Source organism: Bradyrhizobium sp. UFLA01-814 (assembly GCF_046718885.1).
Lineage (GTDB): Bacteria > Pseudomonadota > Alphaproteobacteria > Rhizobiales > Xanthobacteraceae > Bradyrhizobium > Bradyrhizobium elkanii.
Map to the genome: position 1 here is coordinate 1 of NZ_JAQOSR010000133.1, position 26689 is coordinate 26689.

28 protein-coding genes are annotated in these 26689 nt (G+C 64.6%); 8 read left to right on the plus strand and 20 right to left on the minus strand.

Annotated elements, in window-relative coordinates:
• Positions 1-259: 259 nt before the first annotated feature.
• The 10 genes from serA to PMN64_RS31380 form a co-directional block, all read right to left on the minus strand.
• Entirely contained in the window at positions 260-1849 is a 1590-nt protein-coding gene (gene serA / locus PMN64_RS31335; protein ID WP_028340546.1) for a phosphoglycerate dehydrogenase, read from the minus strand.
• 208 nt (positions 1850-2057) lie between these two features.
• Positions 2058-3230 (minus strand): phosphoserine transaminase, encoded by a 1173-nt coding sequence (locus PMN64_RS31340; protein ID WP_411783480.1) that lies wholly within the window; start codon positions 3228-3230, stop codon positions 2058-2060.
• A 78-nt stretch (positions 3231-3308) separates the two neighbouring features.
• Positions 3309-3521, minus strand: a complete 213-nt coding sequence (locus PMN64_RS31345; RefSeq protein ID WP_411783481.1) for a hypothetical protein — start codon at positions 3519-3521, stop codon at positions 3309-3311.
• A 168-nt stretch (positions 3522-3689) separates the two neighbouring features.
• Positions 3690-4160: a GNAT family N-acetyltransferase gene (locus PMN64_RS31350; RefSeq protein ID WP_240536835.1), complete on the minus strand. Its 471-nt coding sequence runs from the start codon at positions 4158-4160 to the stop codon at positions 3690-3692.
• An 18-nt stretch (positions 4161-4178) separates the two neighbouring features.
• Positions 4179-4769, minus strand: coding sequence for a glutathione S-transferase family protein (locus tag PMN64_RS31355; protein ID WP_411783482.1), 591 nt, complete (start codon positions 4767-4769; stop codon positions 4179-4181).
• Positions 4770-4840: 71 nt separating this feature from the next.
• Positions 4841-5692, minus strand: a complete 852-nt coding sequence (locus tag PMN64_RS31360; protein ID WP_411783483.1) for an outer membrane protein — start codon at positions 5690-5692, stop codon at positions 4841-4843.
• A 181-nt stretch (positions 5693-5873) separates the two neighbouring features.
• The gene (locus PMN64_RS31365; RefSeq protein WP_028340552.1) at positions 5874-6719 is read right to left on the minus strand and encodes an outer membrane protein; all 846 of its coding nucleotides are present in this window, start codon (positions 6717-6719) and stop codon (positions 5874-5876) included.
• Positions 6720-7020: 301 nt separating this feature from the next.
• Entirely contained in the window at positions 7021-8271 is a 1251-nt protein-coding gene (locus PMN64_RS31370; protein WP_411783484.1) for an MFS transporter, read from the minus strand.
• Positions 8272-8583: 312 nt separating this feature from the next.
• Positions 8584-9930 carry a phosphoglucosamine mutase gene (gene glmM / locus PMN64_RS31375; RefSeq protein WP_016846677.1) on the minus strand — a complete coding sequence of 449 codons (1347 nt, stop codon included), beginning with the start codon at positions 9928-9930 and terminating at the stop codon, positions 8584-8586.
• Between the two features lie 216 nt (positions 9931-10146).
• Positions 10147-10320 carry a hypothetical protein gene (locus PMN64_RS31380; RefSeq protein WP_196238153.1) on the minus strand — a complete coding sequence of 58 codons (174 nt, stop codon included), beginning with the start codon at positions 10318-10320 and terminating at the stop codon, positions 10147-10149.
• A 142-nt stretch (positions 10321-10462) separates the two neighbouring features.
• On the opposite strand from PMN64_RS31380, the gene PMN64_RS31385 reads away from it, so the two are divergent.
• Positions 10463-11599, plus strand: coding sequence for an alpha-hydroxy acid oxidase (locus PMN64_RS31385; protein ID WP_028340554.1), 1137 nt, complete (start codon positions 10463-10465; stop codon positions 11597-11599).
• A gap of 259 nt (positions 11600-11858) precedes the next feature.
• Here the strand turns inward: PMN64_RS31385 and PMN64_RS31390 are convergent, their stop codons facing one another.
• From PMN64_RS31390 to PMN64_RS31415, 6 genes are all read right to left on the minus strand, one after another.
• Entirely contained in the window at positions 11859-12467 is a 609-nt protein-coding gene (locus tag PMN64_RS31390) for a hypothetical protein (protein WP_028340555.1), read from the minus strand.
• 292 nt (positions 12468-12759) lie between these two features.
• A complete protein-coding gene (locus PMN64_RS31395) occupies positions 12760-13338 on the minus strand; it encodes a hypothetical protein (protein WP_411783494.1) in 579 nt (192 codons plus the stop codon).
• A 117-nt stretch (positions 13339-13455) separates the two neighbouring features.
• Positions 13456-14298 (minus strand): shikimate dehydrogenase, encoded by an 843-nt coding sequence (locus PMN64_RS31400; protein ID WP_411783485.1) that lies wholly within the window; start codon positions 14296-14298, stop codon positions 13456-13458.
• 31 nt (positions 14299-14329) lie between these two features.
• Entirely contained in the window at positions 14330-14971 is a 642-nt protein-coding gene (locus tag PMN64_RS31405; RefSeq protein ID WP_304497162.1) for a YoaK family protein, read from the minus strand.
• A gap of 199 nt (positions 14972-15170) precedes the next feature.
• Positions 15171-17219 carry an elongation factor G gene (locus tag PMN64_RS31410; RefSeq protein WP_304497163.1) on the minus strand — a complete coding sequence of 683 codons (2049 nt, stop codon included), beginning with the start codon at positions 17217-17219 and terminating at the stop codon, positions 15171-15173.
• Between the two features lie 159 nt (positions 17220-17378).
• Positions 17379-18293, minus strand: a complete 915-nt coding sequence (locus tag PMN64_RS31415) for a LysR substrate-binding domain-containing protein (protein WP_304497164.1) — start codon at positions 18291-18293, stop codon at positions 17379-17381.
• Positions 18294-18417: 124 nt separating this feature from the next.
• Here PMN64_RS31415 and PMN64_RS31420 point away from each other — a divergent pair, with 124 nt between their 5' ends.
• Entirely contained in the window at positions 18418-19350 is a 933-nt protein-coding gene (locus PMN64_RS31420; protein WP_411783486.1) for an alpha/beta fold hydrolase, read from the plus strand.
• Here the strand turns inward: PMN64_RS31420 and PMN64_RS31425 are convergent.
• The 3 genes from PMN64_RS31425 to PMN64_RS31435 all read right to left on the minus strand — a co-directional run bounded on the left by PMN64_RS31425 (position 19347) and on the right by PMN64_RS31435 (position 22054).
• Positions 19347-19829: a DUF992 domain-containing protein gene (locus PMN64_RS31425; RefSeq protein WP_411783488.1), complete on the minus strand. Its 483-nt coding sequence runs from the start codon at positions 19827-19829 to the stop codon at positions 19347-19349. The genes PMN64_RS31420 and PMN64_RS31425 overlap by 4 nt on opposite strands.
• A 256-nt stretch (positions 19830-20085) precedes the next feature.
• A complete protein-coding gene (locus PMN64_RS31430) occupies positions 20086-20607 on the minus strand; it encodes a DUF992 domain-containing protein (RefSeq protein WP_028340562.1) in 522 nt (173 codons plus the stop codon).
• A 244-nt stretch (positions 20608-20851) separates the two neighbouring features.
• A complete protein-coding gene (locus PMN64_RS31435; RefSeq protein ID WP_411783489.1) occupies positions 20852-22054 on the minus strand; it encodes a pyridoxal phosphate-dependent aminotransferase in 1203 nt (400 codons plus the stop codon).
• A 626-nt stretch (positions 22055-22680) separates the two neighbouring features.
• Between PMN64_RS31435 and PMN64_RS31440 the strand changes: the two genes are divergently transcribed.
• The 3 genes from PMN64_RS31440 (at position 22681) to PMN64_RS31450 (ending at position 23908) form a co-directional block, all read left to right on the plus strand.
• The gene (locus PMN64_RS31440; RefSeq protein ID WP_057015955.1) at positions 22681-23334 is read left to right on the plus strand and encodes a glutathione S-transferase family protein; all 654 of its coding nucleotides are present in this window, start codon (positions 22681-22683) and stop codon (positions 23332-23334) included.
• Positions 23335-23514: 180 nt separating this feature from the next.
• Entirely contained in the window at positions 23515-23691 is a 177-nt protein-coding gene (locus PMN64_RS31445) for a hypothetical protein (RefSeq protein WP_168859259.1), read from the plus strand.
• A gap of 61 nt (positions 23692-23752) precedes the next feature.
• The gene (locus PMN64_RS31450) at positions 23753-23908 is read left to right on the plus strand and encodes a hypothetical protein (RefSeq protein ID WP_162832398.1); all 156 of its coding nucleotides are present in this window, start codon (positions 23753-23755) and stop codon (positions 23906-23908) included.
• Between the two features lie 189 nt (positions 23909-24097).
• Here the strand turns inward: PMN64_RS31450 and PMN64_RS31455 are convergent, their stop codons facing one another.
• The gene (locus PMN64_RS31455) at positions 24098-24451 is read right to left on the minus strand and encodes a DMT family protein (RefSeq protein WP_028336063.1); all 354 of its coding nucleotides are present in this window, start codon (positions 24449-24451) and stop codon (positions 24098-24100) included.
• Between the two features lie 212 nt (positions 24452-24663).
• On the opposite strand from PMN64_RS31455, the gene PMN64_RS31460 reads away from it, so the two are divergent.
• From PMN64_RS31460 to PMN64_RS31470, 3 genes are all read left to right on the plus strand, one after another.
• On the plus strand, positions 24664-25479 hold the full coding sequence (locus PMN64_RS31460) for a PAS-domain containing protein (RefSeq protein WP_411783490.1): 816 nt from the start codon (positions 24664-24666) through the stop codon (positions 25477-25479).
• Positions 25480-25580: 101 nt separating this feature from the next.
• Complete coding sequence (locus PMN64_RS31465) at positions 25581-26042, plus strand: N-acetyltransferase family protein (protein ID WP_411783491.1); 462 nt, start codon at positions 25581-25583, stop codon at positions 26040-26042.
• Positions 26043-26329: 287 nt separating this feature from the next.
• On the plus strand, positions 26330-26689 hold a 360-nt coding region (locus tag PMN64_RS31470; RefSeq protein ID WP_411783493.1), incomplete at its 3' end, for an aldo/keto reductase.

A 26689-nucleotide genomic window follows, 5' to 3' on the forward strand; every position in this document is an offset into this window, starting at 1 on the left:
AGACCTCATCCTGAGGAGCCCGCCGAAGGCGGGCGTCTCGAAGGATGGCCACGAGGGCACCGCCACGAAATGCGATACCCCTGCGCTTGCGGGGGAGGGTTGGGGTGGGGGTATTTCCGCAGTCGAGAATCCTTGTGAGGAGAGAGCCCCACCCGGATCGCATCTTACGATGCGACCCGACCTAAGAGCGAGCTTCGCTCGTCTCGACCCCGCAAGCGGGAGGTAAATCGAGAGTGCGGACAAGCCGCCGGATCGCGAACTAGAACGTCAATGCCTTGGCCTGCTTCACCTGCGGCAGCGTCTGTACCTTGGCGAGCAGCTCCGGCGGCACCGCGCCGTCGACCTCGACCAGCGCAATGGCGTCGCCGCCCTGCTTGACGCGGCCGAGATGGAAGGTCGCGATATTGATTTTCGCATCACCCAAGAGGCTCGCGAACGCGCCGATGAAGCCCGGCTTGTCCTCGTTGGTCACGTAGATCATCGACTTGCCGAACTCGGCGTCGACGCGGATGCCCTTGATGTCGACGAGGCGCGGCTTGCCGTCGGCGTAGACGGTGCCGGACACCGAACGCTCCTGGCGTTCGGTGGTGACGGTGACCGTGATCAGGCTTTCATAGTCGCTCTGCGCGGCGCGGACGACCTCGTCCACCACCATGCCGCGCTCCTTGGCGACGACGGGCGCCGAGACCACGTTGACCTCGCCCAGCATCGGGCGCAGCAGGCCCGACAGCACCGCCGAGGTGATCGCCTTGATCTTCATCTCGGCGACGTGGCCCTCATAGGTGATCTCTGTCTTGAGGATGCCGCTCTCGGTGAGCTGGCCGGCGAACGAGCCGAGTTTTTCGGCGAGCTCGATGAACGGCTTCAGCTTCGGCGCCTCTTCCGCGGTGATCGAGGGGAAGTTGACCGCATTGGAAATCGCGCCCGACAGCAGATAGTCCGACATCTGCTCGGCGACCTGCAGCGCGACGTTTTCCTGCGCTTCGGTGGTCGACGCGCCGAGATGCGGAGTGCAGATCACGTTGGGATGGCCGAACAGCACGTTCGAGGTTGCCGGCTCCTCGACGAACACGTCGAAGGCGGCGCCCGCGACGTGCTTGGAGTTCAGCGCGTCGACCAGCGCCTGCTCGTCGACCAGGCCGCCGCGCGCGCAGTTGATGATGCGCACGCCCTTCTTCATCTTGGCGATCGCGGCCGCATCGATCACGTTGCGGGTCTTCTCGGTCAGCGGCGTGTGCAGCGTGATGAAGTCGGCGCGCTTCAAGAGATCGTCGAGCTCGACTTTCTCGACGCCGATGTCCTTGGCGCGCTCCGGCGACAGGAACGGATCGAATGCGATCACCTTCATGCGCAGGCCGAGCGCGCGGTCGGCGACGATCGTGCCGATATTGCCGCAGCCGATCACGCCGAGGGTCTTGGCGGTGATCTCGACGCCCATGAAGCGGTTCTTCTCCCACTTGCCGGCCTGGGTCGAGGCGTCGGCCTGCGGGATCTCGCGCGCCAGCGCCAGCATCAGGGTGATGGCATGCTCGGCGGTCGTGATCGAATTGCCGAACGGCGTGTTCATCACGATGATGCCCTTGGCGGTCGCGGCCGGAATCTCGACATTGTCGACGCCGATGCCGGCACGGCCGATCACCTTCAGCCTCGTCGCCTTCTCGATGAGCTTGGCGGTCGCCTTGGTGGCCGATCGGATCGCGAGGCCGTCGTAATTACCGATGATCTCGGCGAGTTTTTCCTTGTCCTTGCCGAGGTTGGGCTGGAAGTCGACCTCGACGCCGCGATCCTTGAAAATCTGCACGGCGGCGGGAGACAGCGCGTCGGAAATCAGAACTTTAGGTTTTGTCATCTCGATTGTTCCTTTGCCCTGCGGCGGGCGGGTCTCCTGGACCGATGTGGTGAAGTCTCTGATCACTTCTCCCTCTCCCCGCCTTGCGGGGAGAGAGTTGGGGTGAGCGGCAGCCACGGGCGAGGAACAAGCCAAGAGGGCCCTCACCCGGATCGCTGCGCGATCCGACCTCTCCCCGTAAGAACGGGGAGAGGTGACAAGAGAAAACTTAAGCCGCCTTGGGCAACGCTGCCTTGGTCTCGGCGAAGGCCCAGTCGATCCACCGTGTCAGCAGCTCGACATCCTTTGCCTCGACGGTGGCGCCGCACCAGATCCGCAAACCCGCCGGCGCGTCGCGGTAATACGCGAAGTCGAAGCCGGCGTTCTCCTTCTCCACCAGCGCGACCAGCTTCTTGCAGAAGTCGGCCTGTGCGTCTGAAGGAAGCGAGGTGATCGCGGGATCGGTGAACTTAAGGCACACCGAGGTGTTGGAGCGGATCGCGGGATCCTTGGCCAGGAAGTCGATCCAGGGCGTCTTCGCTTTCCAGTCGGCGAGCGCCTTGGTGTTGGCGTCGGCGCGGGCGATCAGCGCCTTCAGGCCGCCGATCGACTTCGCCCAGTTCAACGCATCGAGATAGTCCTCGACGCAAAGCATCGACGGCGTGTTGATGGTCTCGCCTTCGAAGATGCCCTGGTTGAGCTTGCCGCCCTTGGTGAGGCGGAAGATCTTCGGCAGCGGCCAGGCCGGCTTGTAGGTCTCGAGCCGTTCCACAGCGCGCGGCGACAGGATCAGCATGCCGTGCGCGGCTTCGCCGCCGAGCGCCTTCTGCCAGGAGAAGGTGACGACGTCGAGCTTGGCGAAATCGAGCGGCTGCGCGAAGGCGGCCGAGGTCGCGTCGCAAATCGTCAGGCCTTCGCGATCCGCGCTGATCCAGTCAGCGTTCGGCACGCGCACACCCGAGGTGGTGCCGTTCCAGGTGAAGACGACATCCGACTTCGGATCGACCTTGGAGAGATCGGGGATTTCACCATAGGCCGCGTTGAGCTTGGTGACGTCCTTCAGCTTCAATTCCTTGACGATGTCGCTGACCCAGCCCTCGCCGAAGGATTCCCAGGCGAGCGTGGTGACGGGCCGCGCGCCGAGCAGCGACCACAGCGCCATCTCGACCGCGCCGGTATCCGACGCCGGCACGATGCCGATCTTGTAATCGGCAGGCACCTCAAGCACCTCGCGCGTCAGTTCGATCGCGAGCTTGAGCTTGGCCTTGCCGACTTTCGCACGATGCGAGCGGCCGAGGGCGGCGTCCTTGAGATTGTTGGGGTTCCAGCCGGGGCGCTTGGCACAGGGGCCGGAAGAAAAATGCGGCACATCGGGCCGCGAAGCGGGCTTCGCTGCAGTCATAATCTACCCTTCCAGATAGCTGCCTCTCGGTGGGGAGAGGTTTCCCGCGGTCGGGGATAGTGGAAAGGTACCCAAACGTCAAGAAAGTTCGGACTCGTCTGGAACAATCCGGGCATCACGGCTGATTGATGGGACGTCCTCGACCTGCTGGATCGTCTCCTGATCAAGCAAATCTGCCGCCAGAGTCATGATCTTAACCGCCCTGCGCCGGCTCGATACTTTCAAAATGCTCTTCTCGCCGGCCTGCACGATGTACTCGTTGCCGACCCGCACGATCGAATAATCCGACATTCCAATCCCCAGTTGCCCGCCGCCCCGTGGGAGACGTCCGACATACCGGACTCGTTCCGACCCGCAAAATCACGGAGGTCGACTTAGTTTATTGGCTATTAACCGGATCGCAGACCATCCGCTGCCGCAGGTATTGCCCGGTAGATGGCACAACTTCGTGCGCGCGTTTCAAAAGCGAATCGTCATCCCGACATGGCTGCGCGCGAACCCAAGCCGTTCATAGAAGCGCTGCGCATCGACCCGCGTCTGATGCGTCAGCAATTCGACGAGCATGCAGCCTCGCGCGCGCGCCTCGGTGACTGCCCACTGCACCAGCTTCTCGCCGATGCCGCGGCTGCGGCAATGTTTTGCAACGCGAACGTCCTCGAGCAAGCCGCGCGAGCCGCCTTGCGAGCTGATGCCCGGCAGAACCGCAAGCTGCAGACAGCCGACGACGACGCCCTCACCGTCGACGGCGACGACGAGTTGCAAATTGGGATCGCGCTCGACCCGCGCGAAGGCTTCGTAATAGCTTTGCGGCAGCGGGTCTTCGATCCGCTCGCGCGCACTGCCGAGCGGATCGTCCGCAAGCATGCCGACGATGGCGGCGACGTCTTCGCGGCGGGCGCGGCGGATCGTGATGGATGAAGCTTCAGTCATGGCGGCATTCACCTGAGGTCAGCGGACCGGCGGCAGCGCGAGCACGCGCTCGGCGTCGGCGATCCAGCGACGGATCGCGGGATAGCGCGCGAGCTCGAGGCCGCCATCTTCCGCGACACGCGTATAGGCGAGCAGCGAGACGTCGGCGAGCGAGAACGCGTCTCCGACCAAAAATTGCGTGCCCGCCAGATGCCGCTCCAAATGATCGAGCGCGACATAGCCGCGCTTGACGAGGTTCGGATCGATCTCCGAGATGGCCTTGCCGAGATACACGGTCTGAAAGCGGCAGACGGCGACATAAGGCTCGTGGCTGTTCTGCTCCCAGAACATCCAGGCATCCATCTGCGCCGCGCGATAGGGATCGCTCGGGATCAGGTCGCTGCCGCGCGCGAGATAGCGAATGATGGCGTTGGATTGCGCGAGCGTGCGGCCGTCATCCAGCTCAACCGTCGGCACCTGACCCCAGCCGTTTCGCTTGAGGAATTCCGCGGTCCGGCTGCCGCCCTTCATGGTGTCGATCTCGACCCATGTGTACGGCAGCGCCAGCCTGTCGCACACCCATTTCACCTTCAGGCAGTTGCCTGAATTGGCGTCGCCGTAGATTTTCATGTGAGATTGCTCCGCTTGCGGAGCGATATCCGATCAGCCGCAGATTGCGGTGTCAAGCCGAGTGGCGTGGGTCAGAACTTGTAGCCGATTGCAGCACGCACGCTGTTTTGCGTGACCGACGTGTTCTTGACCGGCGTGAACTTGACGTATTCCCACTCGCCTCGCACGAAAACACAGTTCCACAACATGTATTCCAAGCCGAGACCAGCGGTCCAGCCGGCAACGTAGTTGTTCGTCTTCGCATCCGTCACGGTCTGGGAAAACTGCGGTAGGGCAAAGCTGGTCGAACTTCCATCAGCGAAATTGATCGTCCGGTTCACAGAGCTCGTGACAGTGCGCGCAACGTCCATTCGGCCGACGGCAAGACCGCCGAAGATGTACGGCAGAAAGTCACCGGTTGCCCAACCCGCGCGTCCGCGGAACGTCATCTCATCCTTGAGCTTCAGCGCAGCGCTTCCATTCAACGACACGCTGTCTGCCGCAGTGGCGCCGGGTGGCAGGACCAGGGTTGGCTGAGCGACCTGAATCGGCCCCAGACTTCCAAAGGTCGTGGTCGTAAGCCCAGACCAATAGGTATAGTTTGCTTCGACACCCACCACGACGTCGTCATACTGCCAGTTGCGCCCGACAAACGCTCCGAAGCCCGAGCTTTGCGCATTGACCCGGCCAAGCAAGTTGAATTGCGACGTCGGCGCCTGCAGCGTGGTGTTGCGGAAGATGGAGTTGGTCAAGGACGCGACACTCCCGCCGAAGTCGGTGTTGATCCATGTCTGGCCGACCTGGCCGCCGACATACCAGCCGTCCCAGTTTCTGGTTGGCGCGCTGGAAGCGGGGAGACTGCCGCGAAGGAAATCGGGCATGTCGGCCGCATGTGCGCCGGTCATCGCCCCGAACATCATCGCCGCCAGCACCAACCTACGCATTGCAACGCTCCATCCACCGCACCGATTTCGCGTTGATCATCGCCTGTTAACCTTAACCAATCGTTGTCGCCGCCGGTTTTCGAGCACGCAAGTTGCAGAAGGTTCGTGCCATGATGCGGCAAAGAAAAACGGCGCGGGATGGTCCCGCGCCGTTTCAATCGTTAACCGTGAAGGCTTGAAATTAACCCTTGCGGATCAGCGGGGGCGGCGGCGGCGGAGGCGGCACGTCGCAGCAAGGCAGGGCGAAGCGCACGCCGAGCTTGACGTCCTGCGACGTGATATCCCGGAACTGGAACGACGACGGACCAGCATTGCTGCCATCGAACGAGCGACCGTTACCCTGCCCCGCGGTGCCCATGTCGAGATAGCGGTAAGCCAGTTCGACCGTGAAATTGTTGGTGACCTTGTAGGCGACACCGGCATGCACTGCCCAGGCGAGGTTGGTCTTGGTCGCGCCGTCGGCGGCGAAGGAACCGGTGAAACCGGACGCTCCCGGGAACGTGGTGACGTCGGAGAAGGCCGAGGTCTTGATCGTCGCAGCACCGACACCGGCGCCGATGAACGGCGTCAAGCACCACCAGGTGCCGAGATCGGCATAGACGTTCACGAGGCCGACCCAGCTCTGGAAACCGCCATGATAGGCATCGGCGATCGAGTTGGTGGGAAAGGTCACGAAGTCGGTGCCGTTGAAGCTCACCTTCGAGCGGTACTCACCGGTGATGTCGGCGCGGAACCAGCTGTTGAACTGATAGCCGACGCCGATGCCGTAGAGCGTGCCGCCGTCGAAGCCATGGCCAACCTGGGTGAGCGCGCCGGCGGGCAGCGTGTCATACGCGTTGACGTGCAGCCTGCCTTTGCTGCTGGTCATGCCGATGTCGCCGCGCAGGTACCAGCCGCCGAAATCCTGGACCGGCGGAGGAGCATACGCCATCGGAGGTGGCGGCATGATGGGCATGTCGGCGGCGAACGTCGCCGAGGACAACAGAGATGCCGCACCGGCGGCAATCAGGGTCTTTACGCTACGCATTGGCTTCGTCCTTTTGGGCCAAGTGAGGCGACACGAAAGCCCCACGTCTGAAACTCACGGCCGGACGATGGCAGGAAATGTTTAAGCGGCACTTAACCCTAATTTTTAAGGTTGATTTTCTCTCACCTTTCTCTGCAGCTGTCGCTTATGGGTCCATAAATGACGCAGGTCGGCGACGAAACATCGCGATCCCGCCACAAGTGCTAATGAAGCGTTGACGCATGCGTGCCGTTCGCAGGGCACGCGAGCCGCGTGTGTTAGCGAATGCTTAACGCGGGCGTCGCCTCTGCGGCCGAGCCGTTCAGCGCACGGCGTTCGGCATCTTCGGCAGGAACACCGCGAGCAGCCCAATCGCCGGCAGGAAGGCGCACAGCTGATAGACGAAGGCGATCGAGGTGTGGTCGGCGAGCTTGCCGAGCACGGCGGCGCCGAGACCGCCGATCCCGAACGCGACGCCGAAGAACACGCCGGAGATCATGCCGAAGCGATGCGGCATCAATTCCTGCGCGAACACGATGATCGCCGACGTCGCCGACGAGATGATCAAACCGATCACGACCGTCAGCACGGCGCTCGCGAACAGGCCGGCATACGGCAGCGCCAGCGTGAACGGCAGCGCGCCGAGGATCGAGAACCAGATCACGTATTTGCGGCCGAAGCGGTCGCCGAGCGGACCGCCGATGAACGCGCCCGCGGCATTGGCGGCAAGGAAGATGAACAGATAGAGCTGCGCCGCCTGCGTCGAGACACCGAAGCGATCGATCAGATAGAAGATGTAGTAGCTCGACAGGCTCGAGACATAGAGCTGCTTGGAGAACAGCAGCGCGACCAGCACGACGAGCGCGATCCTCACGCGCCGCTGATCCGGATGGTCGGGATGCCGCTCGACGGCGGCCGCCTTCTTGCCCGATATCTGCGGCTTGTACCAGACACCGATGCGCCAGAGGATCACGATGGCAAGGAACGCGATCGAGGAGAACCAGGCGATCGAGGGCTGGCCGAACGGCACCACGATCAGTGCTGCGAGCACCGGTCCCATCGAGGTGCCGAAACTGCCGCCGAGCTGGAACACCGATTGCGCGAAACCGTAACGGCCGCCTGACGCCAGCCGCGCGATGCGCGACGATTCCGGATGGAACACCGCGGAGCCGAGGCCGACCAGCGAAGCCGCGATCAGGATGACCCCATAGGTGTGCGCAACGCTGAGCAGCAACAGCCCGAAGAAGGTGAAGCCCATGCCGATCGCAAGCGAGAACGGCTGCGCCTTCTTGTCGGTGAAATGCCCGACCAGCGGCTGCAGCAGCGACGCCGTGAACTGGAACGCCAGCGTGATCATGCCGATCTGACCGAAGTCGAGCGCGTAATTGTCCTTCAGGATCGGATAGACCGAGGCGATCAGCGACTGCATCGTGTCGTTGAGGAAGTGCGAGAAGCTGATGCCGGCAAGCACGACATAGGCCGGCCCCGCAGCGGCGGCGACCTTCGCGGCCGTCAGCTCCGGCACCAGCACCGGCTCGCCCAGCGCCTGTTTGCTCACGACGGGTTTGTTCAATGCAGCATTCCCGGACAGATTCGCAAAAATACCTCCGTGTCGTACGACGCGGAGGTGAGGCAAACCAGTTGCGTTAGCCGATGGCAGCGATGCGCTGTGTGGCCAGCCGGCGGCCAAACTCTATCCCCGTCACCCTGAGGAGCGCCAACGGGTCCGCGCAAAGCGCGGCCCGATGACAGGCTCCGCGCGTCTCGAAGGGTCGACGGCCCGGCGCTCGCCACATTGCGACAACGGGCCGTGCATCCTTCGAGACGCGCGCAAGGGCGCGCTCCTCAGGATGACGGATCACGAGCTGACGAGGCCGGACGGAGCTTAAGCCGCGGCGGCGTGGCCGAGTGCGCTGACGATGTTGTCGACGACCTCTTCCACCAGGATGCGATCGTCGCCTTCGCCCATGACGCGGATCACCGGTTCGGTGCCGGAGGGACGGATCAAGAGACGGCCATGGCCGTTGAGGCGCTTCTCGCCGTCGGTGATCGCGGATTTGACCTCGGCGTCGTCGAGCGGCTTGCCGCTGCGATAGCGCACGTTCTTCAGGATCTGCGGCAATGGATCGAAACGCCGGCAGATCTCCGACACCGGGCGGCGCAGCTTCTGCACCACGGCCAGCACCTGCAGCGCCGCGACGAAACCGTCGCCGGTCGTCGAATAGTCCGACATGATGATATGGCCCGACGGCTCGCCGCCGAGATTGTAGCCGCCGCTCAGCATCTGCTCGAGCACATAGCGATCGCCGACCGGCGTGCGGACCATCTGCAGCCCGAGGCCCTGCAGGAAGCGCTCCAGCCCGAGATTGGACATCACGGTCGTGACGATACCGGGCTTGGCGAGGCGCCCCTCCTCCTTCCAGCTCTGCGCGATCACCGCGAGCAGCTGGTCGCCGTCGACGATGTGGCCGCGCTCGTCGACCAGGATGACGCGATCGGCATCGCCGTCGAGCGCGATGCCGATGTCGGCGCGCATCTCGCGCACCTTCCGCGAGAGCGCTTCCGGCGAGGTGGATCCGCATTCCTTGTTGATGTTGAAGCCGTCGGGTTCGACCCCGATCGGCACCACGTCGGCGCCGAGCTCCCACAGCGCTTCCGGCACCACCTTGTAGGCGGCGCCGTTGGCGCAGTCGACCACGACGCGCAGGCCGTCGAGCGAGAGATCGCGCGGCAGCGTGCGCTTGGCGAATTCGATGTAGCGGTCATGGACGCCGTCGATGCGGCGGGCGCGGCCGAGGCTCGCGCTCTGCGCCAGGCGGCGGTCGAGCGATTCGTCGAGCAGCTGCTCGATCTGCTTCTCGACATCGTCGGACAGCTTGAAGCCCTGCGGGCCGAACAGCTTGATGCCGTTGTCCTCGAAAAGATTATGCGACGCCGAGATCATGACGCCGAGGTCGGCGCGCATCGACTTGGTGAGCATCGCGATCGCCGGGGTCGGCATCGGGCCGACCAGCAGCACGTCCATACCGACCGAGGTGAAACCCGCGACCATGGCGTATTCGATCATGTAGCCGGACAGCCGCGTGTCCTTGCCGATCACGACGCGATGGCGATGGTCGCCACGCTGAAACACCAATCCCGCGGCCTGCCCCACCTTGAGCGCGAGCTCCGGCGTGATCAGTCCATTGGCGCGGCCCCGAATTCCATCGGTCCCGAAATATTTGCGGCTCATGTAACCCCCAACACGGACCTCTCGAACCACCCGGCGAGAGAGTCCCGAACGCCTACCAGTCTAGCGTGCATCGGCCTTATAGACTGCCAGGCACTAAAATGACTTCAAAAAATATGATGAATCATTACCGGGGCCAAACCCCGCGCTTCGACTTTAACGCACTGAAAGATATAACATTATCGCTCTTTCGGCAACCTCGGGAACGAACCCTGTCCCCTACCCTTTGCCGCTGCGCTTGACGTGCTGGTCGCCCTTGGTGGGGGCCGGCTGGGTGACATTGACGGGGTCGGAACCGGGAAACGTCTCCTCCAGCCCCTCCTCCAGGGCCTCGTCGAGCCGGCGCTTCTCGGCGTTCTCGTCTGCTTTCGGCTTGGAGCCTGATTGGGTCATCGCGCTCTCCCATCCGTCTTCGATTTGGCAGGCCACCCATCCATGCTAGATGACGACAAGATCGAACACCCGCAAGACTTGCTGCTCAAAACAAGGCTCGCGACATCGAACTTGCGACACAGAAGAAGGGCCGGGAACGTCCATGAAGCACATTACCTGCATCGAAGATCTGCGCCAGCTGCACAAGCGCCGGGTGCCGAAGGCGTTTTTCGATTATGCGGACCGCGGCTCCTACACCGAGGACACGCTGCGCGCGAATTCGGAAGATCTGCAGCAGATCAAGTTCCGCCAGCGCATCCTGGTCGATGTGTCCAAGCGCACCCTGGCGACCACGATCCTCGGCGAGCCGGCCGCGATGCCGCTGATCCTGGCGCCGGTCGGCCTGCTCGGCATGCAGCATGGCGACGGCGAGATCTACGCCTGCCGCGCCGCGCAGGCGGCCGGCATTCCCTTCACCCAGAGCACGATGTCGATCTGCTCGATCGAGGACATCGCGGCCGCCGTCGACAAGCCGTTCTGGTTCCAGCTCTACGTCATGAAGGACCGCGGCTTCATCAAGTCGCTGATCGAGCGCGCGATCGCCGCGAAATGCTCGGCGCTGGTGTTGACCGTCGACCTGCAGGTGATCGGCCAGCGCCACCAGGACATCAAGAACGGCATGACGGTGCCGCCGGAATGGTCGCTGTCGAAGCTGATCGACTTCGCGACCAAGCCCGCCTGGGTGTCAGGCGTGCTGCAAGGCAAGCGCCGCACCTTCGGCAACATTGCCGGCCACGTCAAAGGCACCGAAGATCTGACGAAACTGTCGGAATGGACCGCCTCGCAGTTCGACACCTCGCTGAGCTGGAAGGACATCGACTGGATCCGCAGCATCTGGCCGGGCAAGCTGATCCTCAAAGGGATTCTCGATGTCGAGGACGCCGAGCTTGCCGCCAAGACCGGCGCGCAGGCGATCGTGGTCTCCAACCATGGCGGCCGCCAGCTCGACGGCGCGCCGTCCTCGATCGAGGTGCTGCCGGAGATCGTCGATGAGGTCGGCTCGAAGCTCGAGATCATGTTCGACGGCGGCATCCGCACCGGCATGGACGTCATGCGGGCGCTGGCGCTCGGCGCGAAGTCCTGCATGATCGGCCGCGCCTATGCCTACGGCCTCGGCGCCGGCGGCCAGGAAGGCGTCGCCAAGGCGATCGATATCCTCGGCAAGGAGCTCACCACCACGATGGGGCTGTGCGGCGTCAACACCATCGCCGAGATCGACGATCACGTGCTGGCGGTTTAGCCGCCGGCGCTATTATCGTAGCCCGGATGAAGCGAAGCTAATCCGGGTCTTCCTCGCGGATAGATTGGGCCCGGATTGCGCTGCGCTCCATCCGGGCTACGCAATCTTCGTCGTCCCGGGCAAGCGAAGCGCGACCCGGGACCCATAACCACCGATGGCCGTCGTTTCCCAGCGCTGCGGCGACAGCGCGCTTCAGCAACTCAACCCTGTGGTTATGGGTCCCTGCTTTCGCAGGGACGACAGCAGAGCCTGTTCAGCCTCACATCGGCGGTGCGATCCCGTCGCGTCCGACATTGACGCGGTTGGCTTCCAGTGTGCCGTCGTCCTTCTTCACCGCGCCGAAGATGATGATCTTGGCGCCTGGCTTCAGCTCCGACTTGTCGCCGGCGACGAAGGTGACGACCGGGGTGCCCGGCGGCACCACGACTTTCTTCTCGCCGTCCTTGTACTTCACCGTGATGTTCTGGCCGTCGGTGCCCTTCACGGTCTCGGCGACGGTGGCATTGGTCATGGTCGAGTTGGCGCGCAGGTCCCAGGGGCGGAAGCCTTCGGCGGCGCCGCGCTGGTTCTCCGGGAAGATGTGAACCGCGATCGCCTTCTGCGTCCCGTCGGGCTCGGGCATCGCGGTGACGCCGATATAGGAACCTGGCTTGATCTCCGACAGATCGGTCTTGGCGACGCCGAACACCGCGACGTTGTCGGTGGTCCGCACCTTCATGTCGGCGCCGTCGCGCGATTTGATCGACAGCATGGCGCCGTCGACGGCCTCGATGGTGCCGCGAATGCGCACCGCCGGCGGCTGCTGTGCAGATGCAGCCGAGGCAAAGGCAACAAGAAGCAACGCGGCGAACAGCGGCGATTTCGGCATGGTGTCCCTCATGGGTTGGGCTGGCGGATTAGGGAACACCGGGGAATTGGTGGTATTCCGTGCAAGCCACAACTTCTCGCGGAAGCGACGGCTCACACGACAACTACGCGCCGGATGAGGGTGCCGTTACTGCGATAACGGACAGGTGATGCGCTCGCGTGTTCTGATGTGGCCCGTTCAGATCATCATTCCGGGATGGTCCGAAGGACCAGACCCGGAATCTCGAGATCCCCAATGCGCAATTGCGCATTGGGGTTCGACGCTTCGCATCGCCCCGGGATGACATTGTGCGTCACATCGGCGGCGTAAGCCCGTCGCGGCCGACGCTGACGCGATCGGTTTCAAGCGAGCCGTCCGGCAGTTTTTTCATGAAAGCGATGACCTTGGCGCCGGCCTTCAGGTCCGCTCTGTCGCCGGGAACATAGGTCACGACCGGGGTATCGGGGGCGACCTCCACCTTCTTCTCGCCGTCCTTGTATTTGACCAGCAATGTGTGGCCGTCATTGCCGACGACGGATTGCGCGACGGTCGCATTGGTCATGCTGCTGTTCGGCTTCAGATCGTAGGGCCGCGACCCTTCGCCGGTGCCGCGCATGTTCTCCGGGAAGACATGCACCTCGACCGCCTTCGGTGTGCCGTCGGGACCGGGCACGGTGGTCGTGCCGATGAAGGAACCGACCTTGATGTCGGACAGCGCGACCTTGGTGAGACCGAGCACCACCATGTTGCCTGCCATGTGCAGCTTGACGTCCTCGCCGCTACGCGACTTCACCGCGAGCGTATCGCCGTCGACGCTCTCGACGGTTCCACGCACCCGCGTCGGCGTCGGCGGCTGCTGAGCGAGCGCGTAGAGCGTGGACACCGTCACCATCGCGAGCGCAATGAACGGCCGAATGAGATGGGAACGGCTGGCAGGCATAACTGATCTCCGGGAGGGAACGCGGGGGGACTAACACCAGACCCCGTTCCGGAGATGCTATTCCAGGCCTCAAGTCTTTGTGAGATCGGCCTCAACAAGCGCACGCAGTTCCGGCGTGACGTGCGGACGCCGCCCGAACCACAATTCGAAACCGCGCACCGCCTGATGCAGCAGCATGCCCAGTCCATCAGCGGTCTTCAGACCACGCGCCTCTGCCGCCGCAAGCAGCGGCGTCACCAGCGGTACATAGACGAGGTCGGAGACAACCGCGCCCTGCGGCAGCAGACCGACATCGACCTCGAGCGCGGGCTGACCATGCATGCCGAGCGAGGTGGTATTCACCAGCAGGCCGGCGCGCGGCAGCAGCTCATCAACCTTGTCCCAGGCTGCAGGATGAACCCGCGCGCCGAATTGCCCGGCCAGCGCGCGGGCGCGATCGATGCTGCGATTGACCAGATGCACGCGCGCGATGCCGCGCTCGATCAGGCCGAACACCACCGCACGCGCCGCGCCGCCGGCGCCGAGCACCAGCGCGTCTTCGGTCTTGTCCCAGCCCGGCGCGCAGGCGTCGAGATTGTTGATGAAGCCTTCGACATCGGTGTTGGTCGAGCGCAACTCGCCATCGGCGAACCACAAGGTGTTGGCGGCGCCGACGGCACGGGCGCGCTCGTCCGGTGCCGACAGCGCCAGCGCGCGCTCCTTGTGCGGAATGGTGACATTGGCGCCGACGAAGCCGCGCAGCGACAGGCGGAACAGGAAATCCTTGAAATCCTCCGGCGGCACCGCCTCGATCACATAGCCGCCCTCGATGCCGAGCGTGCGCAGCCAGTAATGATGGATCAGCGGCGAGCGGGAATGCGCGGCGGGCCAGCCGATCAGGCACGCGGCGCGGGTTTTGCTTGAGGACGTCATGATTGTGACATCGGCCAAGGCAGGCGCGCTGTCAATCCATCCGCTTCGCGGATGCGGCAACCAGCGCGCTGAGGGCGAACGCGGCGGCTGCGGCGAACCAGATCGCGGCGAGGTTGATCCAGCCATAGGCCAGCGCCCCGGCGAGCGCGCCCGCGACCAGCGCCGCCCACAGCAGCAGGTTCGGCAGCCAGGCCCAGCCCGCGCCGCCGGTGAGCGCGGCGGCGATCAGCTGGCCGGCCTTCACCAGCGCCCCGGTGACATAGGTGAGGCCGAGCCCGGCGCCGCCTTCGAGCTGGAATACGGCGTTCTCGAGCCCCATCGCCAGCACGATGGCGGCGACCGCGGCGCTCGGCAGGCCATAGGCATAGGCCACCGCCGCCGCCGTCAACAGCCACGCCTCGACGAGCAGGAGCAGGGGCTGGCGATGCGCCAGCGCGCTGAGCACGATCAGGCTGCCGGCTGCGGCACCGGCGACGAACAGCACGATCAGCTCCAGCGCTTCCAGGGCGTGCTGCCAATGCCCCTCGGCCAGCGTCACGCCGAGCCGCGTCGAGTTGCCGCTCATGAAGGAGACGAACAGCCCGCCGAGATGCAGATAGCCGATGCCGTCGACATAACCGGCCAGCGCGCTGAGTGCGCAGGCCAGCGCCAGGTTACGGCGGGATTCAAGCATGACGGTGGGAATCGCTCCAAGTGTTCAGAACGACAATGTTCATGAAAGCAGTCGGCTTGGGAAGGAAGGGAGCGAAGCAGTCTCCCCGTCATTACGGGGCAATGCGACAGCATCGAATCCCAATGCGCGATTGCGCATTGGGGAATCTCGAGATTCCGGATTCGCTCGCGGGCGCGAGCGCTCCGGAATGACAATTGGATCAGGCCGCGTCGCGATGCGCGGCGATGATCTGGTCGGCGGCGCGGCCCGTCACTTCGGCCATGCGGTCGAACTGGCGGGTGAAGGTGCCGGCGCCGGCGGTGGCGGAGCGCAGCTCGACGATCAGGTCGCCGATCTCGGATTCCGGCATCGTGGCGCGGACGCAATCCCAGCCGATCCAGCCCTCGCGGGTGTCGAAGCCGAGGATCTGGCCGCGGCGCGCCGACAGGATCGCGTTGATCTTGGCGGTCGCTTCGTTCGGACAGACGATCTCGACCATATGGATCGGCTCCAGCAGCACCGGCTGGCACTGCGGCAACCCCTCGCTGACCCCGATCCGCGCCGCGGTGCGGAACGCAAGGTCGGAGGAATCGACGCTGTGATAGGAGCCGTCGGTCAGCGTGACGTCGACGTCGATCACGGGAAAGCCGAGCGGGCCGCGCGCCAGCGCGTCGACGACGCCCTCTTCCACCGCGCCGATATAGTTGCGCGGCACCGCGCCGCCGACCACCTTCTCGTGGAATTCGAAGCCGGAACCACGCGGCTTCGGCTTGATGTCGAGCACGACGTCGCCGAACTGGCCGTGGCCGCCGGACTGCTTCTTGTGCCGGCCGCGCTGGGTAATGGCCTTGCGGATGGTTTCCTGGTAGCCGATCGCCGGCGGATGCGATTTGACGTTGACGCCGTAGCGGTCCTTGAGCCGTTCCTGCGCCACGCGCAGATGCATCTCGCCCTGCCCCCACAGCACGGTGTCGTGGGTGCGCGGGTTCTGGATCATCGTCAGCGAGGGATCTTCCTCGTTCAGCCGCAGCAGCGCCTGGCCGAGCTTGACGTCGTCCTTGCGGTCGGTCGCGGCAATCGAGATCGACAGCACGGCCGCGGCCGGCTCGACCTTGACCAGCGAGGCCGGCGCCGTCTTGCCGCTCGAGACCGTATCACCGGTCTTGATCGCATCGAGCTTGCCGAGCGCGACAGTGTCGCCGGCCTCGGCCTGCGGCCGCTTGCTGTCATGCGCGCCCGAGACCGCGAGGATGCCGGAGACGCGCCCGCTCTCGCCGCTTGAGGATTGCAGCGTCATGCCGTCGTCGAGCCGGCCCGCAAGCACGCGCGCCAGCGACAGCTTGCCGCCGTGCTGCAAGTGCACGGTCTTGAACACGTAGGCCAGCGCATCCTTTTGGTCCTTGATGCCGAGCCGATTGGCGGTCTCGGCAACGCCGGGCGCCTCATGGCGCAGCGCTTTCATCAGGCGCAGCACGCCGTTCTCGCGGCTCGCAGCGCCGAGCAGCACCGGACAGATCAGGCCTTCGCGCAGTTCGCGGGCGAGATCGTCGAACACGGCATCGCGCGGCGGCTGGATATCCTCCAGCAATTGCTCCATCAGCGCGTCGTCATGATCGGCGAGCTTCTCAAGCATCGAGAAGCGCGCTTCCTTCTCGCGATCGAGATTGCCGCCCTCGAGCGCCATCACCTCCGACGGCTTGTGCTCGCGATAGACGAACGCGCGCTCCAGCGCGAGATCGACAAAGCCTTCGATCAGATCGCCGTTCCAGATCGGGATCTGGCGCAGCACCAGCGGCACGCGCGAGGCTGGCTGCAGCGTCGCAAGCGTCTCGCGGACGCGCTTGTTGGCGCGGTCGATCTTGTTCAGGAATAGAAAACGGGGAATTCCGAGCTCCTCGAGCTCGCGCAGGATGATCTGCAGCTGCGGCAGTTTCTTCTCGTCGGCTTCGCAGACCACGACCGCGGCATCGACCGCCGGCAACGCTGCACGCATGTCGTGCGCGAATTCGACCGAGCCGGGACAATCGATAAAGGTGTAGCTGTCCCCCATAAAGGTGGTGGTGGCGGCGGTCAGGCCTACGCCCATCTTGTGCTGACGCGCCTCGGGGCTGGCATCGCCGACGGAGGTTCCGGCATCGACGCTGCCGGCATTCTTAATGGCGCCAGTGCGCGCCAGGATCGCTTCCAGAAGTGTGGTTTTACCGCTTTGGAAAGGGCCCACCAATGCGATGCACCGTGGACCTCGGGGACTTCTGACGTCTTGTCCCATTGCCGCCTCCTCGTTTTGGAGCTCGGCCCATGATTGGGTCGGCGACCGTTTATGCTCTGCCTGCGTTTGACATTTGGCAAGCGGGAAAACGTCGCTGCGGTGCGGCGTCGCGTAAGTTTGCAATCCCGAGCCATCGTCCGGACAATTGCGGCCGCTGCCTCAGTTCCTTCGCGCAAGTCCCGGAGCAATCTCGCGCAAGCGCGTCGCAAGGTCGAGCAAACGCTGCACGGCGGGCGAGACATCTTCATCGCGCCACGCAATCGTGAGCGGAGCCGTCACCGCCGGCGCGGCCAAGCGGACATACGCCACGCCGCGACCGGTCTGCGCGCTTGCAGCGGCCTCCGGGACGAGCGATACACCGACGCCGGCGGCGATCAGGCCAATCGCGGTTTGCAGATGCAGCACCTCCTGCGCGAGCCGCGGCGTGAAGCCGGCGGCCTGGCACGCGGCGACGATCAGGCCGGTGACCGACGGCTCCGGTCGCGCCGGATACAGCACGAAGGCATCGTCGGACAATTCGGCAAGCGCAATGTCGTCCCTCTCGGCAAGCGGATGCGCGCGCGGCAACGCCGCGACATAGGGCTCCTCCAGGATCAGGCGCTGGGCAAGTCCCGCCTCCGGCAATAGCGCCGGGCGTGCGAAGCCGACATCGATCCGGCGTCGTCGCAGCGCTTCGGCAATCTCGGCCGCCAGCATCTCGTCGAGCACGAGCTCGACGTCGGGACAGGCGTCGCGATAGCTGCCGATGAGATCGGGCAGACCGGCGAACATCGCGGAGCCGACGAATCCGATCGCGAGCTTGCCGGCCTGGCCGCGCCCGACGCGCCGCGTGTCCGCGACCGCGGTCTCGAAATTTGCGAGCAGCGCGCGGGCGCGCGCAAGCAACAGCTCGCCCGCCTCGGTGAGCCTGACAGGACGGCTATTCCGCTGCAGCAACGTCACGCCGAGCTCGTCCTCGAGCTGACGGATCTGCTGGCTCAGCGGCGGTTGCGCGATGTGCAGTCGCTCGGCCGCGCGGGTGAAGTTCAATTCCTCGCCGAGCGCCACGAAATATCTAAGGTGTCGCAATTCCATGCCGGCGGTATAGCACGGCGGCGGGTGCCGTCAGTCATACGCAATAGCTCTGCAACCGTATCGAACGAGTATTGGACCGGACGCGCGAACGCGGACAGCCTGCGGCAAACCACAGGGAGTCTCCATGACGGCGCTTGAAAAAGCCTTCGCGGATGCAGCCGCGGCAGGCATCACACAACAGAAGATCGATATCGGCGGCCTGCGCGTCAACGTCGCGCGCTTCGGCAAGGGGCCGCCGATGCTCCTGCTTCACGGCTGGCCGGAGTTCTGGCTGGTGTGGCGCCCGCTGATGCTGCGCCTCGGCGACAGCTTCGAACTGATCGCGCCCGACTTGCGCGGCTGCGGCGACACCGGCAAGCCGACACCGGGGCCCGATGCGTCCGCAACCGCGGAGCGCCACGCGCTGGATATGTTTGCCGTCATGGACGCGCTCGGCCATGACCGCTTCGGCGTAATCGGCGGCGATCTCGGCGCCTATGTCATGCAGGCGATGTCGCATCGACAGCCGCAACGGCTGACCGGCACGCTCTATCTCTGCACGCCCTATCCGGGCCTCGGGCACCGCTACGGCCAGCCCGGCCACCTGATCGAGGTCTGGTATCAATACTTCCAGCAGCTGCCATGGGCCGCGCAACTGGTCGGAAGCTCGCGCGAGTCATGCCGGCTCTACTTCCGACATTTCCTCGACCACTGGTCGGGCGACGATCCCGCCGTGTTCGGCGAGCTGCTGGAAGCCTATGTCGACAACTTCATGAAGCCGGGCAACATCCAGGGCGGCTTCGACTGGTATCTCTCGTCCGCGCCCAATCGCCGGCGCTGGCTGGAAGGCAAGCTGCCGGCGCAGCCGCGCATCGACGTGCCCTCGCGCTTTCTCTGGGGCCGTCGCGATCCGTTGATCGCGCCCGAATGGTCGGACAGGTTGGGAGACTATTGGAGCGAACCTTCGATCAGGTTCGTCGAGACCGGGCATTACGTTCACGCCGAGGCGCCCACGATCGTTGCCGAAGAAGCGAGCGGCTTCTTCGGCAAGCTGATCAACCGCAAGGGCGCGCGTTAGCGGCCCGGACGCAGCTCCAGGCTCTCGAGGCCGGCGGCGATGTTGATGCCGACCTGGCCCTGCACGCTGAGCGGCTGCAGGGCGATCGTGTTGTCGGAGCCGCCGACCAGCACGTTGCCGCCGACGCCGACACCGAGCGTCGCGCTGCCCTGCGCGCCGGCATAGTTGCCGGAGAGCGCACCCGGCCCGAGCCGCTCCACCGGTGCGTAGAGGCCCCAGGCCAGCGCCGATTCCTGGGTGATGCCGAGATCGATGCCGACCTTCTGGATGGTCGCGATGTAGCGATCCTCAGGCAGACCATTGGCGCGCAGCACGCAACCGAGATGGGTCACGGAACCGACGATGAAGCCGACGCTCGCGCCACCGCGGCATTCCAAGACGCCGACCTGCACGCGCTGGATCGGCTGTTGGGCGCTGGCGCCGACGATTGCGGTCAGCGTGGCAATGGCAGCACCGGCGAGGAGAGTGAAGCGACGCATGGCGGAGTCTCCAGCTGAGAGGCATGACGCGAGCAGAGAACAGAACGGCGCCGTGTCTGCGGCGCCGTCCGCATCCTATGCCACAACACCGTATGTCCAGCCAGAATTTGCGGTGCCCGGTCACCGATTGTCAGGAGATGTTGCGACGCTGCTATGTTCCTCCCGGCCTGCCGATGTGGTCGAGCAACGGACAGCAAACAACAGACAACAAAAAAGAGGCCCGCTTTCGCGGGCCTCTTGATGAGACACCAACAACTTAGTGGTGGTGATGATGACGGTGGTGACGGTGATGCCGGCGCGGACCGTTGTAGCGGACCGGCTCGAGATCGATGCCGGCGATGCCGGCCGCAACGTTGAGGCCGGTCTGGCCCTGCACGCTGACCGGCTGCAGCGCATAGGCGTTGTTCGGGCCGCCGAACAGGAAGTTACCGCCGGCACCGAGGCCGACCGAGGCGTTGACGCCGACGCCGCCGTAGCTGCCGGCCAGCGCACCGCGCGGGAGCTGCGTGGTCGGCGCGCTCACGGCCCAGGCGAGCTGGGTCGTCGCGGTGACGCCGAGGTCGACGCCGATCCGCTTCACGGTCGCAACATAGGGCTCGGGCCGACGGCCGCCGCTCTGGAACACGCATTCGAGGCGCGCGACAGAGCCGACAACGAAGCCGACATTCTCGCCGCCCTGGCATTGCAGGACCCCGGCTTGAACCTGAGGCGCCGCGTTGGCGGTGGCGAACGGCGCCAGCAACGCAAGCGCTGCAAGGGTGAGGGTCGAAAGTCGCATTGAACTGTCTCCGCAAGGTGAACTGAATTTGCGCGGCGGACAGGAAGGAAGGCTCGTGTCCAAAACAAGGCAGTGCGCAAAGACGCCGTAAAAACTTCCCGCGTGTGGCATCGATGTTCGCACACACGCGCGTGAGGTGAGCAGGATGTGATTTGACTCGTCGAATCTACCGGCGCGCGATTCAGCACACAAACAAAAACGCTCCCGCACCAGGTGCGGGAGCGTTTTTCAAGTTCGGATCGACCTACCGCAGATTACCGCAGAAGCGCTGGATGCGCTTGCAGGCATCCTCGAGATCGGAGGTCTTGGTGGCGTAGGAGATGCGGAACGCGGGGCCGAGCCCGAATGCCGATCCCTGCACCACGGCGACACCTTCGCTCTCGAGCAATTCGGTGACGAACACCTCGTCGTTGTCGATCAGCTTGCCGGACGGCGCCTTCTTGCCGATCGTGCCGGCGCAGGACGGATAGACGTAGAATGCGCCTTCCGGCCGCGGGCACTCGATGCCGCTCGCCTGGTTGAGCATCGACACCACGAGGTCGCGACGCTCCTTGAACACCTTGTTGTTCGCGGCGATGAAGTCCTGCGGACCGTTGAGCGCCTCGACCGAAGCCCACTGCGCGATCGACGACGGGTTCGAGGTCGACTGCGACTGGATCGTCGCCATCGCCTTGATCAGCTGCGCCGGGCCGCCGGCATAGCCGATGCGCCAGCCGGTCATGCAGTAGGCCTTCGACACGCCGTTCACGGTCAGCGTGCGATCGTACAGGCTCGGCTCGACCTGCGCCGCCGTGGTGAAGACGAAGTCGTCATAGACGAGGTGCTCGTACATGTCGTCGGTCATCACCCAGACATGCGGATGCTTGACCAGCACGTCGGTGATCGCCTTGAGCTCGCTCTTCGTATAGGCCGAGCCGGTCGGGTTCGAGGGCGAGCACAGGATCACCCATTTGGTCTTCGGCGTGATGGCCTTCTCGAGATCTTCCGGACGCAGCTTGAAGCCGGTCGAGGCCGGGCAAACCACCGGCACCGACTCGCCGCCGGCGAGCGCCACCATCTCGGGATAGCTGACCCAGTACGGCGCCGGGATGATCACCTCATCGCCCGGATTGATGGTCGCCATCAGCGCGTTGTAGAGCACCTGCTTGCCGCCGGTGCCGACGATGACCTGGTTCGGCTTGTAGGTCAGGCCGTTCTCGCGCGCGAACTTGTTGATGATGGCTTCCTTGAGCTCCGGAATGCCGCCGACATCGGTGTACTTGGTCTTGCCGGCCTCGATCGCGTGGATCGCCGCCAGCTTGATGTTGGCGGGCGTATCGAAGTCAGGCTCGCCGGCGCCGAGGCCGATGACGTTGCGGCCCGCGGCTTTCAGCGCGCGTGCTTTGTCCGTGACCGCGATCGTCGCGGACGGCTTCACACGGTCGAGCGCAGCGGACAGGAAGGCCATTATCATCTCCTGGCAAACGTCGTGAGCCGTTGGGCCACGACTTGATTTGAATGGGATCGCGGCACCCTAGGCCTGTCGCCGCTGCACCGCAAGAAGCTTGGCGGTAAAGCACGAAAACTTTCGCGCATGGCTCGCCGCGCGCGCAATTTTCCGCAAGTTCCGGCGCCGGATGACTCATATCCGGCAAGGCCGGTGACCATAGCTCCGGCCTTGCCGGCAGGGCCTTCGGCGGCATGCGCCGGCACGGATTGCTCCGAGGACAATGCCGCGCGGCACCTGCCCGACAGCGCTAGCGGCGGGCCGTCAACGCAGACCGGCGCGTCGTGCCGCCAAGGATGCCGCGTTAAGGTTTGTGGGTTGCAGCGCGCCGGTCATGGTCGCGACCTTGGTATCGACCTTGCCATCGACCGGCACCGTGCATAGCGTCGCGCAGGCGTGATCCGAGTTGTTCTGCCGTGTTGATGGAATCGTTCTGCACGCGTGCAGTGCGGTAGACGTTTCGACTTTTTCCACACTGCAGGGCTTGCGACGCACCCCCGTCGGCATCATTGTTTAGCGGCGTTGCGGTGTGACAGGCCGCGCAATTCGAGCGTACCGTCTCCCTGACCCGAGTGAACACCGACGCAATGTACAAGCTCTATTCGATGCAGCGCTCCGGCAACAGCTACAAGGTCCGGCTGGCGCTTGCCGTGCTGAACACGCCGTACGAGGCGATCGAGATCGACATCCTGCGCGGCGAGAGCCGCACCCCGGAATTCCTGGCCAAAAATCCGAGCGGCCAGGTGCCGTTGCTCGAGGTCGCCGAAGGCCGCCATCTCGCCGAGTCCAATGCCATCCTCTGGTACGTCGCGATCGGCACACCGCTGGCGCCGGAGTCGCGGATCGAGCGCGCCGAGGCGCTGCAGTGGATGTTCTTCGAGCAGCACGCGCTGGAGCCGAACATCGGCGCCGCCTATTTCTGGCTGTCGCTGGTCAAGGGCGGACGCGACCTGCAGACGCACGCGCTGGAGGACTGGATGGAGCGCGGCTATGCGGCGCTGCAGGTGATGGAAAATCACCTCAAGGAGCACGCCTATTTCGCCGCCGGACAGCTCACCGTCGCCGACATCGCCCTCTACGGCTATACCCACGTCGCCGACCGCTGCGACTTCGACCTGGCGACCTTTCCGTCGATCCGCGCCTGGCTCAAGCGGGTCGAGCAGACCCCCGGATTCGTCTCGATGGACTGGCAGCCTGGTACCGAGGCCGAGCCTGAACCCCGCCTCGCGGCCGGCGTCTGAACGGCTGGGTGTGAATCCAGGGAATAACGGGGAAACTGCCTAAATAGCGGGCAGAACCCGCGCTACCGCCGTATTTTAGCCATTTTTGGACGGCGCCGCCGCCGCAATGTTGCCGGTGACAACCGGCAGATTCGCGCGGATGTCGCGAGTGATTCGCTCGCGGCCTGAGGGATTTAGACCATGAAACGGTGGTCCGGCACGGCAGGCTTCGATGGCCGCCCTGCCCCGGTGGCATCATCCCGGCTGACGAACGCGATCGCCGCGTCGCTCGCGCTTGGCGCGCTGACGCTGTGCCTGGTCGTCGCCGTGACCGTGCTGTCGAGCAACATCACCATGGCAACGGCGATCCCGGCGTAATCAAGCAATTTCCGGTTGGCACCTGATCCGCGGCAAGGCGCGGGAGAGACAGCGGCGCGACATGATGAAGACCCCCGTCGGACTTGTGACCGTGACGCTGTCGGCGGCGATCCTGCTGGCGGCATCGCTCCTGATCGTGACCGGCACGCAAGGCGAAGACCACGCACGCCCCGCGCATGTCACGACGCCCGCCGCCAAGCCGGCCCCGCACCACTAAAGCGCGATGAGATCAGGTCGAACGGCGGCGGCAGTGTGCTCCCTCGCCCCGTTCTTACGGGGAGAGGGCTGGGGTGAGGGGCCATATCCGCATATACCGTGATGGCTGCGTTTGCGGAGAGTCCCCCTCACCCGGAACGCATCTAACGATGCGTTCCGACCTCTCCCGCATGCGGGGCGAGGTGAAGCATTAGCCCCATTTGTGGAAGATGAGAAACGCGCCGGCGGCGATGAACGCAAATCCGAGCGCGTGATTCCAGCCCAGCGGCTCCTTCAGGTACAACACCGAGAAGGCGGCGAACACGACCAGCGTGATCACCTCCTGCATGGTCTTGAGCTGCGCCGCCGAGTAGACCGCGCTGCCCCAGCGATTGGCCGGCACCGCCAGCCAGTATTCGAAGAAGGCGATGCCCCAGCTCACCAGGATGACGATGGGGAGCGAATGATCCTTGAACTTGAGATGGCCGTACCAGGCGAAGGTCATGAAGACGTTCGAGGCGAACAGCATCAGGATCGGCAAAAGCGAAGGCGAAATGGCGGGCATCGATTGTCCTCTTGCAAGCAAAGCACGCGGTAACCCGCAGGCACGGAACCGGGTTCCGCGCCGATCTGCATATCATTTGATTTGAAAGCAGCGAAAGCTGGTTCGGCCCTCGCAACGCCCGCTTAACGGTCGTCACGGAAATGCCGGCGCCGTTGCGGCCCTGTCGTCAAACTGCGGCTTTATCGTTCGTTTGACAGACAGCGAGAACGCGCATGCGGTTCGACTGGCGTGCCATTTCAGGTCCGGCCCTGACGGCGATCACGGCATCCGCCGCCTTCCTGATCGATCGCCTCGTTGTCGCCGTCCCCAATCCCGCGCCGCTGTTCGTCTGCATCGTGGCGCTTGCGAGCTCGATCAGCGGCATCACCTCCGGCCTGATCTCCGCCGCGATCGCGGTGGCCGCCTCGGCGCTGTTCTTCCTCGATCATCGCGCGCTGCCCGGTTACGACACAGCCGACGTCGTGCGGATGCTGATGCTGGCGGCGACCGCGGCCGGCACCGCCGTGATCACCGGAATGCTGCGGCAGAAATGGATCGACGCCTTTGCCGCCGACCAGCAGCATCACGCGACCTCGGAGCGGCTCGCCGCCGCGCTCGACCAGGTCGACATCGGCATCGTGCTGCTCGACGCCGACACCCGCGCCGACTTCATCAACCGCGCCTTCCGCGACTATTTCGCGCTGTCCGATGCGCAGGCCGACAGCAGGCCGCCCTTCGTCGCGCTGATGTATCACGGCCGCGATACCGGCGCCTATGAACTGCCGGAGGACGAGCTGAGCGCATTCATCGCCGAGCGCATCGCGATGATGCGTGCCGGCGACTCCACGCCGATCAATCTCAGCCTCGCCGACGGCCAGGTGCTGCGCTTCAGCTGCACCGCACTGCCCGACGGCGGCCGCATGCTGAGCTACACGCCGGTCACCGACCTCGTACGGCACACCGACGATCCCGCCAAAGCCGACGAATACCGGGCGCAGCGCGCCGGCCGCGAACGCCATCTGGCGCGACTGCTGCGCGCCGCCGAGTGAGGCGCGACCTCGTCCGCAATTGATCCTGCGAGATAGCGACGGTAGAATCTCGCGGGCGGTGCGGACGCATCGCCCGCAAGCAGGATCATCCAGGAATCTCCATGGCCGACGACGTCACCATCCGCTTCGTCACGCGCGACGACTACGCCCAGTGGCTTCCTCTGTGGGACGGCTACAATGCCTTCTATGAGCGATCCGGGCCGACCGCGCTCGCGCCCGAGATCACCGCGATGACGTGGGAGCGTTTCTTCGATGCCTATGAGCCGGTGCATGCACTGGTCGCCGACGCCGGCGGCAGATTGCTCGGGCTGACGCATTATCTGTTTCACCGCTCGACCACGGCGATCGCGCCGACCTGCTATTTGCAGGATCTGTTCACCAGCGAAGCCGCGCGCGGCAAGGGCGTTGGCCGCGCGTTGATCAACGGTGTCTACACGCAGGCCAGGCTCGTGGGTTCGCCGCGCGTCTACTGGCAGACGCATGAGACCAACCACACCACGATGCAGCTTTATGACAAGGTCGCGGACAAGCCCGGCTTCGTCATCTATCGCAAGATTGTCTGAGCCCGCATCCGCGCCTGTGGATTGAACAGAGGTGTCACCGGCACGTTACAAAGCCCGGCTAGGCTTGCGCTCGCGCAGATCAGGCCCCCCGTCTCAGATCTTCGCCGAGCGGTCCCCGTCAGTCGCCGCGTCTGACCGGGACCGCTTTTTTTGCGACATCTCATTTTGCGACATCGCCATTTTTGCGACTTTGCCATGCGCGATCGGCGGTAGGACGGCACCTTGCCGGGCCCTGGCGTGCTTGTCACAATGCGCGGCACCCCTCGCCTATCCCACAGGATTGTCTCATGGAAATTCGTAATCTCGGCGGCTCCGGGCTGCGCGTGTCCGCGGTCGGCCTCGGCTGCAACAATTTCGGCCAGCGCACCGACCTCGAAACCTCGCGCAAGGTGATCCACAAGGCGATCGATCTCGGCATCACCCTGTTCGACACAGCCGACATCTATGCCGGCATGGGCGGCTCGGAGACCGTGCTCGGCACCGTGCTGGGCAACCGCCGCAAGGACATCGTGCTCGCCACCAAATTCTCCAAGCCGATGGCGACCGACGGCACCAAACAGGGCGCCTCGCGGCGCTACATCATGTCGGCGGTCGAAGCGAGCCTCACCCGCCTGAAGACCGACTATATCGATCTCTACCAGCAGCAC